Here is a 19,489-nt window from a genome sequence, read left to right on the forward strand (position 1 = left end):
AAGTTAAGACACATTATTATAGACAAAGCCTTGTCGAAACTAAACCTTTGCCTTAACCTAAAAATAGCCTAAGCAATTAGAATAATCATTATGCAAGATGCAATCGCGATTCAAAGCTTAAAAACGGATATTGCCTTACTGCGCCAGCATATCTATCCACCTCAATTTTTAGAACATGTTGAAGGCCTGCCGATTTATTATGGTTTAAAGGATGAGGTCGATGAATATTATCGACAATGGCAGCCTTTGATCGAGAGGGCGCAGCAGTTATGCCAGCCTTTTATGGAAGATGAGGTGCTGGATGCCATTCATTTACCCAGCCACTTAAACCTGCCGCTGTTTTTCTTTCATGTGGATCGGATCAGGATTAATAAAACCCGCGCCAAAGAATCGAAAACTTTTCGCGGTGTTGCGGCCTTATTGGAAAAATGTGGACAGTTTGAGACCGATCAGATTTTTGCCATGCAAGAATGGTTAGGGAGTGATGACACTGCTGCTTTGGTGGCGCATCGTGAGTTTATTGATTTACGCACTTATGTGTTTCAGCATGGGCAGAGTGACTATACCCGTACCCGTTTTTATATGAATGGGGTGATTCTCAGTGTTGAACCGCATTTTAAATTAGTCGATGCTCGGGATAAGCCACGTAAACAGCGGAATGATAGTTATAGTGATCCGATTGCAGATAATGGAACGTGGAAGATTTTTGGGAAGTATAGGTAAGTTATTTAAATGGAAAAATATTTTAACCTAAGTTCGGTTTAAATATCTTTCGAATGTACTGAAAAATAATCTTAGCACAGTCTTACCAAGTGTTTACCTAATTTTAGGATTAGCTACTACGACTTAGGCTTAGACAAAGCATTGTATTGTTTATCTTGGTTAATGTTGCTGATGATTTTGTGTTTCATTTACTAGCGTGGTTGGCGGCATGGATGCCGCCTCATTAGACTGCGGTAGCAGGGATGTACCGTCAGTCTAATAAAAGATTTTTGTTACTTTTGATCTTTCAAAAGTAAGTTATTACCTATACAAAAAAGTATCTGAATATTCATGGCCTTTGAAGCAGTCCATGGAGTTTCCTTTGTGGAACGATCGGCTTATGCAGCTATTGCTTCTCATCCCAAAAAGCGTCTTGAATAGATAAAGCTTGAAGCTTTTTATCCGCTTTCTTTGCAACATGCGGTTGTTGAGCCTTAACCCAGCCTAAAGCAAATAAAAACTGAGGATGCTCGGTAGCTTGTTGCTCAAAGATATGTTCAGCTACAAACAGGTCATTATAGAAGCCTAAATATTCCTGAATCGGTTGTAGCTTACTCAAAAATTGCTGAACCTGTTTTTCCGGGTAAATTCCTGCAATAAAGTCGATGCAATAACGCAATTGTTTAACGCGCTTACGGGTACGGTGTTGTTGTTCCACTGCTAAGCTTGAAAATTGAGCTGCATCTTTCAGTATCTTTTGGTACAGCTTAGTTAGGCTTTTGGCAGCTTGTTTAGAGAGTTTGGATTTTGATTGATGCTCACTATAGCTAAAGCTAAATAAGGATAAAAACAGTTGGGTTGTTTTGCTGTCACTTAATAATTCAGCGATATTTGTATTGACATTTTCAGGGAAGGGAAAATCAAAATCGCAGATTTCTTTGACTAAGGGAATGACTGAATCTTGAATGGCATCATTATCGCGTGATTGTCCTAAAGCTCTAAAGATCTCTGCCAATTGACTTTCCCAAGTCGGATCAATCTGTGCCGACCAGTTAGAAAAATGTTTTAAAGCCGAGCGCAGGCGACGTAAGCCGACACGGGCTTGGTGAATATGATCTGCTTCGGCGACGTCATCCGCAATCGCTGCTGCATTGGGCAGAATATGATTGAGGGTATTTTCGATAATCTGTTTGATGGCTTGTTCCGCGCTAACATCTTTATCTAGGTTCAGTGTTTTTGCTTTGGTGGCAGCAGAGACGACTTTGCCTTGGGCCAGTAAATTTCCACGTTCAGCTTTACTACGCACATCCAGCCAGAGCTGGTATTGATCTACCCAGGTTTTGGCAAACTGAATCAGCTCTTGAGCTGAACCTTGTTTTAATTCAAATTCGACTTCACAAATTTGGGCATGATCAGTTGGGGTACGGATTTCACCATCATCCAGACAGACTTCAATGTGGGAACCTTCAAACTCGAATACATGAAAAGTACGCTGTACATTGGTCTGGAACTGTAACTGTAGCTCGGCTGACGCTTCGCCTAAAATCTCACGCAGTACGGTTTGAACGGTTTGATTATGTTTATAGAGGGACAGATCAAGCTCAGGTTCTTGAGCACATTTGCCTAAATAAATATCTTCTTCAATACGTTGTAAATGATTCTTACTGGCGGCTTTAAAGGTTTGTACCCAATGTTCGCCTTCTTGACGTAGACGGATTGCCACATAATTTTTAGCAAGCAAACGCTCGGCGGTATCATAGTATTTTGCTTGTAACTGAATTTTTTGTGCTTTTTGTTTGCTTAAGGCCTGTAAAACACTCTTTTTCTTAGATTCAGGAAGTTGAAATTTTAGCTCTATTTCCATGATGTTAGGACTCCTGACCAGCGAGAATGATAAATATATAAATGAGTATAAACGGTTGATCTGAAAAATTATTGTAAAGTTGTTTTAAGGATTGAAAGCAGGGGACATAATGACTTTATTTTGTACAAAAAATGCATTAACGTGTGTAGAGTCTTGCAGGATTAGGATGATCTAGAAATGAATGCACCAGCCAATATCAGCCAGCCAGTGGAATTTTCATTACCGATTAAAAACTATAATGAATTTTATCGCTTTTACTTAACTGAACATCGCAATATTGCCAGCCGCCGGTTGCATGCAGCAGGTAGCTCGATTGGTTTGTATTTTTTTAGCAAAGCCATTCGTAAACGTCAGGCCAAATATGCGGTATATGGTTTGGTTTCGGGTTATGCCTGTGCCTGGGTCGGGCATTTCTTTTTTGAACATAATAAGCCTGCCAGCTTTAAGCAACCACTGTATAGCTTTATTTCGGATTGGCGGATGCTGTCGGATATTGCACGTGGCCGTTTGAGTCTGATTGATCGTAAGTTTGATAAAATTGAGTTTTGAAATCGATTGGGTGTTTGAAAAGCTGCTTTGGCGGCTTTTTTTATTGTTGATAGGGCTAAATTAAATAAAAGCATGCTAATCAAATAGTCCAATACATCTGATTTAGAATGGATTTTATATAAATGATTTGTTAGTTTAAGCCGCTTAAATAACAAATGGTTTATATGATGAAAAATTTTTTATTTTTAGGGGCTTTATTTGCTTTAACTGGGTGTACCTCGATTCAAGTGAATAATACAACAGGTTTTAATCCAGAATCTATCCGTCAGGTTTGTGTGATTAATAATCCTAAAGTCATAATTAAAGACTTTAATCAGATTGTAGAGCGAAGTTTTGCGAGATATAACATTCAAGCAAGAACCTACAATGACACGGACAACCTGAGTCTTTGTCAAACGACACTACATTATACGGCATTAAGATCATGGGATTTCGCACCTTATATGGTCTCTGCACAATTTAATTTATTGCAGAATGGAAGACAGGTTTCTGAGGCTTCATTTAAGCTGAAAGGAAATGGTGGTCTTGCTCTAAATAAATGGCGCAGTACTGAAACGAAAATTAATGAACTGGTCGATCAACTTCTAAATAAATCGCCAAAGAAATAGGCAGCATATAAAAATTACATGGTAATCGGTAACTTAGCTACGAATCATGGCTACAGTTGTCGATATTAATTAAGTTTAAAAGCCTCCGTTGGGGGCTTCTATTATTGAGTTAATCATTAAAATATTTAGGTTTAATCTATAGCTTTTCGAATCGTGTAAAACTTAGTTGTGTATAGTTTTCTATGAGCATCAGGAGGCAATTTTATTTATTTGCCTTGATATATTGGGTAAAGAGAGCATTTCATGAGAACTTATACACTCCCTCTCTTTAAATTTTAGATAAGAAAATATACCCTGAAGCTAATGTAATTATAGTGAATAGTGAAACGTTCATGCGCGGTCTTTACCTCATTACCAACGATGATCCCATCCAGCTCTTACTTGAAAAACTAGATGTCGCATTAGCCACCGGGAAGGTTGCGATTTTGCAATATCGCCGTAAAAAGGTGGCAAAGGCAGAGCAGTCAAGCGAGGTCGAGCAGATCAAAGCGCTGTGTGAAAAGCATCAAGTGCCATTCGTCATTAATGATGATCTGGCACTGGCAGAACAATTTGGTTTGGGTGTCCATCTTGGGCAGTCCGATGGGGAAATAAGCGATGCTGCTGCCCGTTTACCGCAAGGTGTGATTATTGGTCGTACTTGTCTAAATTCATTAGAGTTGGCGGAGAAGGCAATTGCGGATGGTGCAACTTATGTGGCGTTTGGTGCGGTTTATGCAACCTCAACCAAACCTGAAGCGGGTAATGTCGGTATCGAAGTAATCAAACAGGCGAAACAAAAGTTTGCTGTACCGATTTGTGCAATTGGTGGCCTGACTGTGGAAAATTCTCAAGTGGTGATTGAGGCTGGGGCGAGCCTTTGTGCAGTAATTAGTGATATATTAGGACGATCAACAGCCGAAATTCCTGCTCGTGTCACTGCATGGGCAACGTTATTTGACTAATTATAGGCATCCGCTGTGCGGAGCTTTCATTGTTTCTCGGAACGACAGCGTTCCTCGTCCTTGATTCCAGGTTGAGCCTTTTATGAGTTTATCTCCAAAGCAAGAACAGCTATTTAAACAAGCAAATAAACATATTCCAGGTGGGGTTAACTCACCTGTACGTGCATTTAACGGTGTGGGCGGTACGCCAGTCTTTATCGAAAAGGCAAAAGGGGCGTATTTGTGGGATGTTGATGGCAAACGCTACGTAGACTATGTCGGTTCATGGGGCCCAATGATCCTAGGCCATGCGCATCCGGATATCATTCAGGCGGTACAAACTGCGGCAGAAGATGGTTTAAGTTTTGGTGCGCCAACTGTGCACGAAACAACGCTGGCAGACACGATTTGCGACATCATGCCTTCAATCGAGTTGGTGCGTATGACCAGTTCCGGTACAGAAGCGACCATGACCGCTATTCGTCTGGCACGTGGTTATACCGGCCGCGACAAGATTGTAAAATTTGAAGGCTGCTACCACGGCCATTCAGACTCATTATTGGTGAAAGCAGGTTCAGGCTTATTGACGCTTGGTGAAGGTGAGCCAACATCAAAAGGGGTACCTGCTGATTTTGCCAAACATACCTTAACGCTGCCATACAACAATATCGAAGCCTTAAAAGAATGCTTTAGCAAATTTGGTCATGAGATTGCGGGTGTGATCATTGAGCCGGTTGCAGGTAATATGAATCTGGTAACGCCAATCGACGGTTTCTTGCAGGCGATCCGTGATGTCTGTGATGAATACAAATCAGTGTTTATTATTGATGAAGTGATGACTGGTTTCCGTGTCGCTTTAGGTGGCGCACAATCGGTGTATAAGGTTAAACCTGACTTGACCACGTTGGGTAAAATCATTGGTGCTGGCTTACCGGTTGGTGCTTTTGGCGGTAAACGTGAAATCATGGAATGTATCGCACCTTTGGGTGGTGTTTATCAGGCCGGTACATTGTCAGGCAATCCATTGGCCATGCGTGCCGGTATCGCGATGTTCAAGCATTTACGTGAACCGGGGTTCTACGACAAGCTGGCTGCACAGCTCGCCAAATTACTTGCCGGTTTACAGACTGCGGCAGACGAAGCAGGCATTCCATTTAAGACCCAGCAAGTGGGGGGCATGTTCGGTTTGTATTTTACAGATCAGGATGACATTACCAGCTTTGATTCAATGTTGGCCTGTGATGTGGAAGCATTCAAGAAATTCTTCCATGGCATGTTAAAGCGTGGCGTCTATCTTGCACCATCTGCATTTGAAGCAGGCTTTATTTCGTCAATGCATTCAGATCAGGATATTGCAGATACCATTCAGGCAGCCAAAGAAACTTTTGCTGAAATGAAGTAATGCGGTGATGTCTAAAAAAGCCCGAGTTTTTCGGGCTTTTTTAATGGATATATCTTTCATCTAAAATGAATAAAAAGCTTAATACATTAAAACAATATGGGTTGATCTTAACGCAACCGTACTGATTTGCGACCTGTTTATAGGATAAACCTTTGCGATCAACAAAAAAGATAAATAATCTTTATTGTACCGTCAGTCAAAATAATGCTTGAATAATAAACTATATTTGCGTTGGTCTGCGACTGCTGCAAAGCATTCAGGTTCTGGTTGGCGCAGGTGATAGAGAGCGCTTCTATATTTTTTAAAAAATAAGCTTTTGATAACAGACTCATGGGAATGGAGTAACAATGAAAACTAAACATTATTTAACTGCGGCGGATGTGGAAATTCTGGTTAATGCAGCAGCACAATATGCGACAGCACATAATTTTAATGTCAGCATTGCTGTTGTCGATGACGGTGGCACCTTGTTAATGATGAAGCGCATGGATGGCGCATCGGTATTATCGACACAGATTTGCCAGGAAAAAGCACATTCTGCCGCGGTCAGCCGCAGAGCAACTAAGGCATCCGAAGATATGATCCGTGATGGCAAAATCGGCTTTTTAACCATCAATGCTGCGAAAGGCATGCTGGAAGGCGGTGAGCCAATCGTCTATCAAGGACAGGTTGTGGGAGCTGTGGGGGTTTCGGGGGTACAATCTTTTCAGGACGCAGAAATTGCCCAGCATGCGATTCAACAATTTCTAGAGCAACACACCTAAATCATCATTTAAATTCGAATCTGGATGAAAAATCGAGAGAAACACGAAAAAAATCAGTAAAAATACGTGTCATGCATTGTAATTCAGCGCCAAGCTTTTTATGATTGCCCGCTTGTTTTCATCCAGTCGTTGGAAGGCTACCTTGAGTGATTTTCTAAGTGAACATTTGATTCATCGTGATGAAGATTTTATGGTCATCCATAAACCAGCAGGCTTACTCACCGTCCCTGGGAAAACGCCAGATTTACAAGATTGCTTAATCAATCGTCTATTAGAACTAGAACCCAAAACCTTACTGATTCATCGTCTCGATCGTGACACTTCAGGTATTCTGGTGTTTGGCTTATCCAAATTTGGACAGAGCACGATTTCACGTCAGTTTCAGGATCGTCAAACTTCAAAAATTTATCAAGCTTTGGTTGCTGGCCATTTAGAAGGTCAGGGCACCGTCGATATACCTGTGATTTATGACCCAAGCCGCCCGCCATTACATATTGTTGATGCTACCCATCACAAACCGGCATTAACGGAATGGCAAGCGATTGAACATTTAGAAATTCAAGGACAAGCTGTAACCCGGGTGAAACTGATTCCGATTACAGGGCGTTCACATCAGCTTCGTGTGCATATGCAATATTTAGGTCATCCGATTCTAGGCGATACCTTATATGCCACACCAGAACAGCAGCAGCTTTATGCGCGTTTGTGCTTACATGCCACGCAATTAAGCTTCGCTCATCCTAAAACAGGCGCGCAACTGACCTTTGATTGTGCGGTACCGTTTTAGTCTAAAAACTTTTTTATGAAACACGATGTGATGCACGCTATTTAATGATGCTTTGTGTCAAAATACATCGTTGAAAACTACATAAAATGCCTTAACTTTTATTGGGGTCAGGGCATAAAATATGTGGGCTAACTTGAGATAAAGGTGGAAAAATTGCAGCAGTTTGCTATTGGTCAACGTTGGTTATCAGATACTGAAACTGAACTCGGTTTAGGGGTTCTGATTGATGTAGATGAACGTTCTATCAGCATTTTATTCCCTAAAAGTGATGAAACACGTGTCTATGCACGTAACAATGCGCCTTTATCTCGCATCATCTTTAACGTGAATGATGAAGTCCAAGACCAGGAAGGCATCAAGTGGACGGTTGAGTCGATTGAAGACCGTCATGGTGTACTGCGTTATGATGTGGTTCGTAGCCTAGAAAATGGCGAACAAGAGCGCAAGTCTCTGAACGAAACCCGTATCGGTGCCCAAATCCAGCTGTCAAAACCATTAGAGCGTCTGCTGGCGAGTCAGGTCGATTATAAAGAATGGTATGACCTGCGTATTGAAGCCATGTTATTGCAGGCGCAAATGCATACCAGCCCGTTACGTGGTTTTCTGGGTGCGCGTGTAGGCTTGATTCCACACCAGCTTTATATCGCACATGAAGTCGGTAAACGTTTTGCTCCGCGTGTTTTACTGGCGGATGAAGTTGGCTTGGGTAAAACCATTGAAGCAGGTTTAATCATTCACCAGCAACTGAAAACCGGCCGTTCAGAACGTATCCTGATCTTGGTGCCTGATTCACTGCAATATCAGTGGATGATTGAAATGCGTCGCCGTTTCAATTTGCAATTCTCTTTATTTGATTTGACCCGTACCGCATCAATCAAGGAACATGATCCTGACCTGAATCCGTTCCTGACTGAACAATGCATTATTGCCAGCGTCGACCTGATGGTTGACCACGATGACTTGCGTGAGCAAGCGATGGAAGCGGGTTTTGATCTATTGGTTGTCGATGAGGCACACCACTTGATGTGGAGTGAGGAAGAGGGCGGCAATGATCGTTATGACCTAGTTGAAGAGCTGGCTGAACAGACCGCAGGTGTGTTGCTTCTCACTGCAACCCCAGAGCAACTGGGGGTAGAAAGCCATTTTGCCCGTTTACGTTTGCTTGATCCGCAGCGTTTCAGCAGCCTTGACCGTTTCCTTGATGAGGAAGAGCAATACCAGCAAACTGCGAAAATTGCAGAAGTATTGATGTCAGATGAGGCTTTAACAGAAGAGCATCTTGCTGCACTGGAAGGCTTGTTGGGTCATCGCATTGATGATCAGCCTGAACAGCGTATGCGTGCGATTCATGAATTATTAGACCGCCACGGCACAGGTCGTATCCTGTTCCGTAACACCCGTGAAGCGATTCAGGGCTTCCCGGGACGTGATTGCCAGCCAGCGCCTTTACCGGCGCCAGAAGACTGGTCAATGGACGGCAAAATGCGCGAACAGATGTGGCCAGAAGAAGGTCAACTGGATGGCGCATGGATGGAAAATGATCCACGTGTGCCTTGGTTGATGGAAGTGCTGCGCAAAGATTTAAAACATAAAAAAGTGTTGTTGATTGCACGTAGCGGGCCAGTGGTTGAAGCATTGGAAAATGTTCTACGTTTACATGCTGGTATCCGTACTGCCATGTTCCATGAAGGCATGAGCCTGCTCGAACGTGACCAGGCGGCAGCCTACTTTGCAGAAGACAGTTATGGCGCACAAATCTTATTGTGTTCGGAGATTGGCTCGGAAGGGCGTAACTTCCAGTTTGCCAGTGACTTGATCTTGTTTGACTTGCCAGCCAACCCGGATGTCCTTGAGCAGCGTATTGGTCGTCTGGATCGTATTGGTCAGGAAAATCGTATCCAGATTCATGTACCTTACCTCATGGGCACGGCGCAAGAGCGTATGTTCCGCTGGTACAACGAAGCTCTGAATATTTTCAGCAATATTTCACCAACAGCGCAAACGCTACAAGAGAATTTTATTGTTGAGCTAAAAGATTGCTTACTCGCAGATCAAGGCCAGACCTTTGAAGACCTGCTTGAAGAAGTCAATGTACAGCGTCAAGCGCTGGAAGCTGAATTACAGGCAGGTCGTGACCGTTTGCTTGAGTACAATTCATGCCGTCCCGTAGTTGCGCAAGGCATTGTACAAGCGCTTGAAGATTATGATGACAATACCACTTTACCCATGTTTGTGAAGCGTTTCATGTCATCGACCAATATTGATTTTGATGAGCAAAGCAACGGTACCGTGATCATCAAGCCGACGGATCAGATGCAGGTTCAGGGTCTAACCTTGGATGAAGAAGGCATGACGGCGACGTTCTATCGTGATCAGGCACAAATCCGTGAAGATGCACAATACTTGACGCTGGAACATCCATTTATTGAAAGTGTGATGGAAATGATCCGCACCCAGTCATTTGGTAGTACCAATGTGGCTTTGTTGAAATCGAATGCATTGAAACAAGGCTCGGTATTGCTTGAAGTCTGGTTTAAGGTCGATGTAGTGGCGCCGAAAGCCTTAAACTTGCCATCAAGTTTACCGAAACAATTAATTCGCGTATTACTCAGTGAAAATGGTCAGGATCTATCTGCCAAGATTGATCCAAGTATTTTACGTCCATACCTGCATCATTTAGATGGCAATAGTTGCCGTCAGGTGGTGAAAGCGCGCCGTGAAGTGATTGAAACCCGTTATGCGCAAGCTTTAGAGATTGCCAAGGGATCATTGCCAGAATTGATGCAGCAAGCCAAAGAGCATTATAGTGCGAAGTGGCAGTATGAAATTGACCGTTTAAGTTACCTTAAGCAATTCAACCCAAGTATTCGTGAAGATGAAATCGAGCGTTTACAGAAATTCCAGAAAGAAGGCTTGGGCCTGTTAGATGGTCTTTCTGTAACCCCGGAAGCGATTCAGGTGCTGGTGGTGGTGAAGCCATAATTGAAATAGAAATAAAAAAAAGAGGACCGAGGGTCCTCTTTTTAATGAGCTGCTTTTGACTATTTTTGATCGATATTGGCTTCCAGGAACCATAAATATTGATCCAGATCTTCTAAGGCAGCATGCAGAATATCTTCAGAAATCGGATCCTGAATTTCATCAATGGTGTCACGTAGATGGTTGGCAACCACGCCATAACGATCTGCCAGTTCTTTTAAGTGGTCCTGCACTGCATGGATAGCGACTGGATAAGGCTTCAGGTGTGAACTTTCGCCCACAGATTGTGTGGTTCCCAACGCTGTTCCACCAATCTGTACTGCACGCTCAGCTACATTGTCCAAATGCGTGATCAGCGAGGTACGGAACATATCTAACATTTCATGCACTGCAATGAAGTTGCTACCCCGCATGTTCCAATGTGCCTGTTTCGTCAGTAACGAAAGATCGATCAGGTTGGCAAGAATCTGATTTAAAATTTTTACGGTCGATTCTTTGATCGCATCATCTAAATTATTACGTGTATATACTTTTAAAGCTTTAGCTGCTGAAGAACTCATAGTTACCTCATTCAATTATAATGTGATGAAATATAGTGAATAAAAAACCGCCTAATTCTTCTCTAGCTTACGCCGTGAATCAGGCATTGAGTGTTTTCGTTTTCTAATCTTTTGTAAGTTTACTTATCATCAATTTTATTTTTATAACAACAGGTTTTGATTCAGATTGAATGATGATTCAATCTGTTACGTTGCGTGTTGACGTGTAAAAAATAGCTTAAATCAGTCCAGCGTCTTTGCATTCCAGTTTGATATAGGCGTAAAAAATAGGCGCAACAATCAGCCCACTCAATCCAAAAATCGCTTCAAAAATCAGCATGGCCAAGAGTACTTCCCAGGCACTGGCATTGATTTTGGTACCAATAATTTTGGCATTAATAAAATATTCAAGCTTGTGAATAATCACTAGATAGGCCAGGGCAATCGCTGCCACAGACAGGGAAATGGTTAAGCCTGCCATGATGATCAGGGTATTGGAAATCAGGTTACCAATGATCGGTAGTAGGCCAAAAATAAAGGTCAGAATGGTCAGGGTTTTGGCAAAAGGTAAGTGGATATTAAATATCGGCAGCACAATAAACACAAAGATCATGAATAACACGGTATTAATCAGTGAAATCTTGACCTGAGCAAAAACAACATTTTTAAAAGAAACGGAAAGCTTCTGGATGCGATGCAGAATGGCTGCCTTAAACGCGGGTTGTGGGGCATGCTGTTTAAAATTCTGGATGGATACCAGAATACCCACAATCAGACCGATCACCATGGTGGCCAGATTGTGCAGAATATCGGTGCCTGTATTTTTGACAATCGAGATATTGTTCTTGATAAAGGATAAAATCTGATTCTTGATGTCAGCCACACTATGTGGCAGATAGCCTGGCAAATAATGGCTCATCTCAGCCTGAAACTTGATCAATGTCTGGTCGATTTTGATATTGAAGGAATTGAGTCCTGTGCCTTTAAGGTCATAAATCACAAAACTGATCAAGCTGGTGATAAAGAAACCGATCAGCACGGTTGCCAATATCCCCAGAATAATACTGATAAAGATACGCGCACGTTGACCATCAATATGCTTTTCAACAATTGAACTCAAACTGTTAATAATTTCAAAAACCAGAAATCCGGCAAAGAAACTCGGCAGTAAATGCAGGGGAATGACCATCATTAAAAATAAAGACATCAGGATAAAACTGGCGATGATGCTTTGACGGTCATTCAGTAGATTCATGATCTATAGGCCTGATTTAAGTTGTTATGCTAAAACACAAAATATAATTTTGCTGATCTCTATCCTATTGCGATGCAAAGAATTAATCAATTTCCGTTGCATTAATATGACGAGCGCCTTCTAAAATCATACGGATCATCACCATGGTCTGTTCTGCAACTTCGGTACGTTGCTCCACAGGTAGATCAATGACTTTCGCCCCCATGTTGAACACCAGCTGGGTAATAGCCTTGGCAGCTAGATCTGCATGACTGATTTTACTGTTATTCAGGCGTTCCAAACGGATCAGGTCTTCTTGCAACTCTTGCTGGAAGAAATTGAGCTGGCGATCAACCGCAGCTTTATATGAGGTCGAACCTGTATAACCTTCACGTAATAATAAACTTAGATTGCCTTCATCGGTATTCAGTTGCTGAATAAAGACTTCAACCGAACTACGGATAATGCTTTGCTGCTTTGAGGCCTGTAAACGTGCTTCACGGATAATGCGGCGAAGGACCAGACCGGATTGATCAATCAGGGCAATGGCCAGTTCATCAATATCCTTGAAATGACGATAAAAGCTGTTTGGTGCAATGCCAGCTTCACGTGCAATTTCACGCAAACTGAGCGATGCAATACTTTTTTGCGGACCGATCAGATTGAGCGTGGCCTGAAACAACTCTTCTTTGGTAATCGTTGCTTTCCTACCCACCGAACGTACAGGAGATTTCATGGGAATGACATCTTGTTCGTTTACGGTGTCATGGCCGAGCGGTAAAAAAGAAGAATGAACCATTATTTTCAATATATAAGTAAGCTACTCGGGATTATAGCGATAGTCGGTGTACTTGTGAAATGTAAATTCTTATACGAGTGTATATACAAATATATATACATATGTATAATAATTAGCAAATCACCAGAGTAAAACTGCTCATGCAAGCAATTGAAAAGAGAAATTCTCTATTTAATTCGTTGGCTCAAAGTGTAATGAACAGCCATGATGCCAATTTTTGGTTACAGAAAATCAATCCATTGTGGTCAATCAATCAGCCACTTGCCAAAATCGTAAAAAAACAAAATGTGGCAAAAGACACGGTCAGTCTGATTTTGAAATGCAATCGTCATGTCGTACGTGGTGTGGCAGGGCAGCATCATCCGGTAACCGTTGAGATTGCAGGACGTCATTACGAGCGGACCTATAGTTTGATGCAGGTCGATGCCGACCACCTGTGTTTAACGGTTAAAAAGGTTGATCAAGGTCGGGTCAGTTCCTGGCTGGTTGAGCACTGCCAAACCGGTGATGTACTGCGTTTGGGGCAACCTTATGGTGAAATGCAACAGCACATCGAGACTCCTCACCTGTTATTGCTGGCGGCAGGTAGTGGCATCACCCCGATGCTGAGTCTGATTGAAGCCTTGTGCCAGTCTAAACAGTTAAATCACCATACGGTTCAATTGATGTATTGGGTCAAGACGCAGGCTGATGCAGCTTATGTTGAATACCTGAAGGAAGTATCAGAAAACTTCTCTAATTTTAGTTATCAGATTTTTTATACCCAAGAGCAGGATTCGCGTTTAAATCAAAGCCATGTGGATCAGCTCACTGTTTTAAGCAACACCACAGTTTATGCATGTGGGCCATCGGGTTTTGCAGCAACGGTGGAAAGCCTGTTTCAAGATGCTGCAGCCCTGCAAACAGAAGCATTTAGTTTGAGCCAGTTTGTGGAAGAGAGCACTGAGACCGGTTTTATTAATGTGACCTTGACGCAATCTAATAAAACCGTCGCAATTCCTAAAGGCCAGTCGATTCTTGCCAGTCTAGAGCAGCAAGGCATTAAACCGAATCATGGTTGCCGGATGGGAATCTGTAACAAATGTGCCTGCAATAAGGCACAAGGTGCAACCAGAAATCTATTAAATGGCGCTGCCAATCAAGAACCTGCCCAGTTATTGAAAATTTGTGTCAATTCAGCCCAGTCTGATCTTGTGATTGATCTATAAGAGAGAAATTGATTATGAACATGCCTGTTAAAATTGAATTTTTCAAAAATCCTAAAAACCGTGATCTCACTGCTGCCGAATTAGATGCATTTGCTCGTGAACTCGATCAAATTAAACAAGACGTACTGGATGATATTGGTGAAAAAGATGCGAAATACATTCGCCGTGTCTATTCCACCATCCGTTATAGCAGTTTGGCTGGACGTGCCTGTTTATTTCTGGGCTGGTTTCCGCCAGCATGGTTGTTAGGCACGGGCTTACTCGGTTTTGCCAAGATCATGGAAAATATGGAATTGGGCCATAACGTGATGCATGGTCAATATGACTGGATGAATGATCCAAAATTCAATGGTCAAACCTATGAGTGGGATACGGTCGGTACCTCTGATAACTGGCGTCAGACCCATAACTATAAGCACCATACCTATACCAATATTAAAGGGATGGATGATGATGTCGGCTATGGTGTCTTCCGGTTGTTCCCTGAACAGCGCTGGTCTAAATTCACTTTGATTCAACCGATCTACATCGTGCCATTTAGCCTGTTATTCCAGTGGGGTGTCGCGATCCAGAATCTGGAGTTGGGCAAGGTACTGTATAAACGTAAAAGCATCGCACAATTCAAGCGTGAATGGCAGCCGGCACAGAAGAAAATCCTCAAGCAAATGTTTAAGGACTATGTGTTCTTTCCCTTGATTGCTGGCCCTGCTGCGATTCCTGTATTTACAGGTAATCTGGTGGCAAACGGAATTCGTAATGTCTGGACCTTCAGTATTATTTTCTGTGGTCACTTTACCAAAGATGTCGAAGTATTTCCGAAAGCGGTATTGGAAAATGAAAGTCGCGGGCACTGGTATATGCGCCAGATCCGCGGTTCATCGAACCTGACGGGTTCAGAAGCCTTTCATATTTTAACAGGGCATTTGAGCCATCAGATCGAGCATCATTTATTCCCGGATATTCCGGCACGCCGCTACCGTCAGGTTGCACCAAAAGTACAGGCTGTCTGTGAAAAATATGGATTGCATTATAACAATGCCAGCTTTGTGAAACAGTTTGGTGAAGTGGTTGGGCGTATTTTTAAATATGCATTACCTTTTAAAAAATAAGCGATTCACTTAAACAAAAGCCCTGAACCGATGTCAGGGCTTTTTTACTTTTGCCAATCATGACAGCGTCCTATTTTTCAAGATTTTTGATTTCAGCTGTATCTAAAGCGATTCGTGCTACAAAATCACCAAATATTGATGGATTAAAAGCATTAAAAAACTGTTGTCAGTGCACTGCTGGTTTAGATGGATCAATCGTCTTAAAATGTTTGGAGAGTCATACAAGATTGAGTAAAAGTTTGACTAGGTCGAAAGCTCGGCAGGATAAAAAGAGATGGCATCATTTAATGCAAATAAAAAATTTACTGGTAGTTGTTTATGTGGCGCGGTGAGCTTTCAGTTTGCTGTGACCAACATCAAAATGATCTATCGATGTTATTGCAGTCTGTGCCGTAAGCAGAGCGGGGCAGCTGCCAATGCTGCTACCTTTGTCCAGACTCAATCATTTCAATGGCTGCAAGGCGAGCAATTGATTCAGACTTATATCAAGGAGACAGGGTTTTGCAGTTGCTTTTGCAAACAGTGTGGCTCACCTGTACCGAATGCACTGGCTATTAATCCAAAGGTCATGTGGATTCCTTTAGGATTGGTTCTGGAAGAGTTCACACCTGAACTTGAGTTAAACTTTTGTGTAAATTCCAAAGTAAGTTGGGCAGAGGCACATGAGGTGCTTCAGGCATTTGATGAGCTACCCGATTTGAATGAATTGGAAAATTATTTTGATATGAATCGATAGTCGTTACCTTCATTAAAAAAGCGTTGCTATGAGAGATGAAAAAGAAAGCCGAACTCCAAAGTTCGGCTTTCTTTTATTTAGAAATCATAAGAGGTCTGTAAGAAAATGGTTCTTGGTTGCCCCACATATTTACCCCCAGTTGAATCTGATGAACGGGTATAATATTGCTTATCAAACACATTCTTTATCCCACCGGCAATTTTTAAGCCTTTAAGCTGGTTACTGAAATCATAGCCAGCACGTACCGCAAAGGTTGAATAACCTGGGATATCACCTGTACGACCATCCGCGGTTTCTTCAACCTGATAAATATCACCTGAGCCTGGCGCATGTTGTTTCGATTGAGCAAATATATCGGCATTAACCGACCAGTGATCTATTTGATAAGCCATTCCTAAATTGCCGACATGACGTGAGTAGTAGGGAAGATCTTTACCTTCAAACTTTCCTGCTTCGGAGGTTGCTTTGGTAAAAGTATAGTTGCCATAGACTTTTAAACCGTCCAGTACATCTGCAAGCTGTCCGAAATCATAACTGATCCCAGTTTCGATACCTTTATGGCTGGTTGCACCCAAGTCCGTCCAAATTCCCGTCCCAATATTATCAGGTCGTTCTAACATTAATTCCTTATCGAAATCTAAATAAAATACAGTGAGCTCTGCGTTAAGCCCGTTTCCAAGGTACTTGGTTCCGATTTCATAGTTTTTAGACTTTTCCGGATGTAAGCCATCTAATGTCGTTACTGCAGTATTGTTACCATTTACTGTTTTAGTGGTGACCAACTGATTATATTGTTGTGGACCAAATGAGACGCCTGCATTGGCAAAGAGATTCCAGTTTTCGCTGGCTTTATAAAGTACCGATAAACTTGGTAAAAACTCATCTGATTTGATTTTTGGATGAACCGTATTGATTGCAACACCTTTTTGATAGGCAGTGAAATCATTATGCGTATCAATCGACTCGAAACGAACACCTGGAGTAATAACCCAATTCCCCATACCAAAACGGTTGTCAATATAGATGGCATGTGCTTTGGTACCGCCGTCACTGGTAGTATTGGCGATACGCTCTCCCGGAGTACCTGTGATTGTATTGTATGGATCTGTACGTCCTGAAAATTCGGAACTTTCTTCTTGTAAGTAACGATACCCAACCGTGACTTCGTTATCCATTCTACCCCAGCTATAGGCACGTGAGTAACGTGGCTCAATCCCAAAATATTTATAGTCACGTGGTGAGTTGCTAATACGGCTGGTGCCTGTTGTACCAATTGACTCTAAATCGCTGGTACGGAAAGAATCGACGTAATAGCCCAATACATCAAAGTTATTGAGTTCATCTTTATGGCTGTATTTGACAGAAATATCAGAACGACGGCCCGCGAAATAATTACGGTTTTGATTCGATTGATAAGGATTGTCAGCAAATTGTGCTGTAGTTAAACCTTCTGGCATTTCACCACGACCTTCATAATGATGCAGATTGACAGCAATCGCATCCTGATCGGTCCATTGGTAAGCCGTTTTTAACATGACATCATCGATATCAATTTTATTATTGGCTTCTCGATAGCCATCACCCTTGGTTCCTGAATAGAGTAAGGCCAAACCTAAGCCGTTATCTAGAGTGCCACCAATAAATAGATTAGGCGTATATTTGAGTTGATCTGTTCCTGTTGCAAACTCAGTGGTTAAGCCAACTGAACCTGAAAACTCTTGTGGTATGGCACGTGTACTAAAGTTAATGATTCCACCCACGTTCTGTGGCCCAAAACGGACAGAACCTGCGCCACGAACCACATCTACAGATTCAATATTGCCCATCGACACAGGGGCTAAAGATAATTGTGGTTGACCATAAGGTGCAAAAGAAAGCGGGACGCCATCCATAAGCACAGTAGAGCGAGGCGATAAACGAGAGGTGAGGCCACGCACACCAATATTTAAGGAAACATCACTGCCGCCGGTACCATTGCTGTCCTGCACTTGAACCCCGGGTATTTGTTTTAATGCATCACGAATCGAGCTGGTTGCGATTTCATCCAAGCGTTTACGATCAATAATGCTTCGTGCGCCTGCATGTTGTTGTACCTTTTCTGCATTGGCATTTTCCAGCCAGTTACCCTGAGCTTTAACAGAAATGGTTGCAAGTGTCTGAGTCTCAGTAGGGGATTCCTCATTGGCAAATGTTGTATGAGAAATTCCACTGAATAGAATCGCAAGGGCAATGCTCAGGGGAGAGGGTTGAAAATCTTTAGATGCAGCAGAATAGGTGGCAGGTTTCATAAGATGTGTAAATGCTGTAAATTTCCCCGAATCTTAATCGCTTATCTTAAGAAATAGAATAAGAACGATTATCACTTATAACTATGAGATGAGTTAAGTTAATTGTTTTTTTGCTAAAGATATTTTTGGCTATTTCAAACATCAAAAAACCGTGCTTGAGCACGGTTTTTTTGAAAAAAAGAATTATTTAAACTGGATCGAACCATTGGCACTGACCGTGATTTTTGATTCGCCAGCAGCCATGTCCTGAGCAGGCGCCGCTTCTGCTATTGCAAACTTAGCCATACCACCGCCACGCATCATCGGTTGCGGGAAATAATTGCTGGTATTGAGATTCAAGCTCACCAGATTATATTGACCCTTATTCCATGCTTGAGTAATGGCTTGGGCACGTTGCTGGAAGTTTTTCGATGCTTCAATCATCAGCTCATTTTCAACTTTTTTACGCTGTTCATCCGACACGGTAAAGTTGATCGACTGGGTCTGGAAGCTCTGCTGTAATTCGCTAATCAACTGGCTTGCGGCCTTGAAGTCTTTACTTTCAAGCTGGATCTCGGCACGGGCACGCCATTCTTTCAGCTTATTACTATCGTTGTCATAAACAGGATAGGTACTTTGTGTACCCGTTTCGACTTTGACCTGATTGTATTTACGGGCAATCGCTTGCGCCTGATTCATCAGTTGATTGATCTGGTTGGAGAGTTCAGCAGGTTGTTTGTTGCTTTTTTCAATAAAGAGTACGGCACGCATTTCATCATTTGCAACCTGGCGCGATGCATCTGCCTGAATATTGACAATGTTATAGTTCAAGTTTTCTGTCTCATGGGCAAACAGTTTTGGGCTGAGGGCCGCCCCGATCATCAATGTAGCAAGTGCTAAAGTACGCATAAAATTTTCCTTAGAATTTGATATCGAAAATTTATTTTTTACAGTTTTGATATTAAAAAGAACTGATGGTGAACTTCTGCATATTTTGTGGTGACTTTGTAAGGGATTAG

General features: G+C 42.2%; 17 protein-coding genes. 11 read left to right on the forward strand and 6 right to left on the reverse strand.

Annotation, left to right across the window (positions count from 1 at the left end; translation table 11 throughout):
- Nucleotides 1–90: 90 nt before the first annotated feature.
- Nucleotides 91–723, forward strand: a complete 633-nt coding sequence (locus ACNQO6_RS13250) for a hypothetical protein (RefSeq protein ID WP_202740812.1) — start codon at nt 91–93, stop codon at nt 721–723.
- Nucleotides 724–1,108: 385 nt separating this feature from the next.
- Here the strand turns inward: ACNQO6_RS13250 and ACNQO6_RS13255 are convergent, their stop codons facing one another.
- The gene (locus ACNQO6_RS13255; protein WP_440209270.1) at nt 1,109–2,566 is read right to left on the reverse strand and encodes a CYTH and CHAD domain-containing protein; all 1,458 of its coding nucleotides are present in this window, start codon (nt 2,564–2,566) and stop codon (nt 1,109–1,111) included.
- A gap of 177 nt (nt 2,567–2,743) precedes the next feature.
- On the opposite strand from ACNQO6_RS13255, the gene ACNQO6_RS13260 reads away from it, so the two are divergent.
- The 7 genes from ACNQO6_RS13260 to rapA all read left to right on the forward strand — a co-directional run bounded on the left by ACNQO6_RS13260 (nt 2,744) and on the right by rapA (nt 10,581).
- Complete coding sequence (locus tag ACNQO6_RS13260; RefSeq protein WP_343581382.1) at nt 2,744–3,115, forward strand: DUF962 domain-containing protein; 372 nt, start codon at nt 2,744–2,746, stop codon at nt 3,113–3,115.
- Between the two features lie 167 nt (nt 3,116–3,282).
- Nucleotides 3,283–3,723: an Sbal_3080 family lipoprotein gene (locus ACNQO6_RS13265; protein ID WP_343581381.1), complete on the forward strand. Its 441-nt coding sequence runs from the start codon at nt 3,283–3,285 to the stop codon at nt 3,721–3,723.
- A 332-nt stretch (nt 3,724–4,055) separates the two neighbouring features.
- A complete protein-coding gene (thiE, locus tag ACNQO6_RS13270; RefSeq protein ID WP_343581390.1) occupies nt 4,056–4,667 on the forward strand; it encodes a thiamine phosphate synthase in 612 nt (203 codons plus the stop codon).
- An 82-nt stretch (nt 4,668–4,749) separates the two neighbouring features.
- Entirely contained in the window at nt 4,750–6,048 is a 1,299-nt protein-coding gene (gene hemL / locus ACNQO6_RS13275) for a glutamate-1-semialdehyde 2,1-aminomutase (RefSeq protein ID WP_440209271.1), read from the forward strand.
- A gap of 347 nt (nt 6,049–6,395) precedes the next feature.
- A complete protein-coding gene (locus ACNQO6_RS13280; RefSeq protein ID WP_202740749.1) occupies nt 6,396–6,812 on the forward strand; it encodes a GlcG/HbpS family heme-binding protein in 417 nt (138 codons plus the stop codon).
- Between the two features lie 142 nt (nt 6,813–6,954).
- Nucleotides 6,955–7,599 (forward strand): RluA family pseudouridine synthase, encoded by a 645-nt coding sequence (locus ACNQO6_RS13285; protein ID WP_009511412.1) that lies wholly within the window; start codon nt 6,955–6,957, stop codon nt 7,597–7,599.
- Nucleotides 7,600–7,743: 144 nt separating this feature from the next.
- Nucleotides 7,744–10,581 (forward strand): RNA polymerase-associated protein RapA, encoded by a 2,838-nt coding sequence (rapA, locus tag ACNQO6_RS13290; RefSeq protein WP_440209272.1) that lies wholly within the window; start codon nt 7,744–7,746, stop codon nt 10,579–10,581.
- Between the two features lie 59 nt (nt 10,582–10,640).
- Here the strand turns inward: rapA and dps are convergent, their stop codons facing one another.
- The 3 genes from dps to fabR all read right to left on the reverse strand — a co-directional run bounded on the left by dps (nt 10,641) and on the right by fabR (nt 13,150).
- Complete coding sequence (gene dps, locus ACNQO6_RS13295) at nt 10,641–11,138, reverse strand: DNA starvation/stationary phase protection protein Dps (protein ID WP_005258969.1); 498 nt, start codon at nt 11,136–11,138, stop codon at nt 10,641–10,643.
- 217 nt (nt 11,139–11,355) lie between these two features.
- A complete protein-coding gene (locus ACNQO6_RS13300) occupies nt 11,356–12,372 on the reverse strand; it encodes an AI-2E family transporter (RefSeq protein ID WP_440209273.1) in 1,017 nt (338 codons plus the stop codon).
- Nucleotides 12,373–12,454: 82 nt separating this feature from the next.
- On the reverse strand, nt 12,455–13,150 hold the full coding sequence (gene fabR, locus ACNQO6_RS13305) for an HTH-type transcriptional repressor FabR (protein WP_440209274.1): 696 nt from the start codon (nt 13,148–13,150) through the stop codon (nt 12,455–12,457).
- Between the two features lie 140 nt (nt 13,151–13,290).
- Between fabR and ACNQO6_RS13310 the strand changes: the two genes are divergently transcribed.
- The 3 genes from ACNQO6_RS13310 to ACNQO6_RS13320 all read left to right on the forward strand — a co-directional run bounded on the left by ACNQO6_RS13310 (nt 13,291) and on the right by ACNQO6_RS13320 (nt 16,203).
- Entirely contained in the window at nt 13,291–14,358 is a 1,068-nt protein-coding gene (locus tag ACNQO6_RS13310; protein WP_440209275.1) for a ferredoxin reductase, read from the forward strand.
- 14 nt (nt 14,359–14,372) lie between these two features.
- Nucleotides 14,373–15,467, forward strand: a complete 1,095-nt coding sequence (locus ACNQO6_RS13315; protein WP_440209276.1) for a fatty acid desaturase family protein — start codon at nt 14,373–14,375, stop codon at nt 15,465–15,467.
- Between the two features lie 274 nt (nt 15,468–15,741).
- Nucleotides 15,742–16,203: a GFA family protein gene (locus ACNQO6_RS13320; RefSeq protein WP_440209277.1), complete on the forward strand. Its 462-nt coding sequence runs from the start codon at nt 15,742–15,744 to the stop codon at nt 16,201–16,203.
- 77 nt (nt 16,204–16,280) lie between these two features.
- Here ACNQO6_RS13320 and ACNQO6_RS13325 read toward each other — a convergent pair whose 3' ends face one another.
- Nucleotides 16,281–18,491, reverse strand: coding sequence for a TonB-dependent receptor family protein (locus ACNQO6_RS13325; RefSeq protein WP_440209278.1), 2,211 nt, complete (start codon nt 18,489–18,491; stop codon nt 16,281–16,283).
- Between the two features lie 183 nt (nt 18,492–18,674).
- A complete protein-coding gene (locus tag ACNQO6_RS13330; RefSeq protein WP_440209279.1) occupies nt 18,675–19,379 on the reverse strand; it encodes an SIMPL domain-containing protein in 705 nt (234 codons plus the stop codon).
- Between the last annotated feature and the right edge of the window lie 110 nt (nt 19,380–19,489).

The sequence above is a fragment of the Acinetobacter calcoaceticus genome (genome assembly GCF_051947995.1).
In the GTDB taxonomy this organism is placed as follows: domain Bacteria; phylum Pseudomonadota; class Gammaproteobacteria; order Pseudomonadales; family Moraxellaceae; genus Acinetobacter.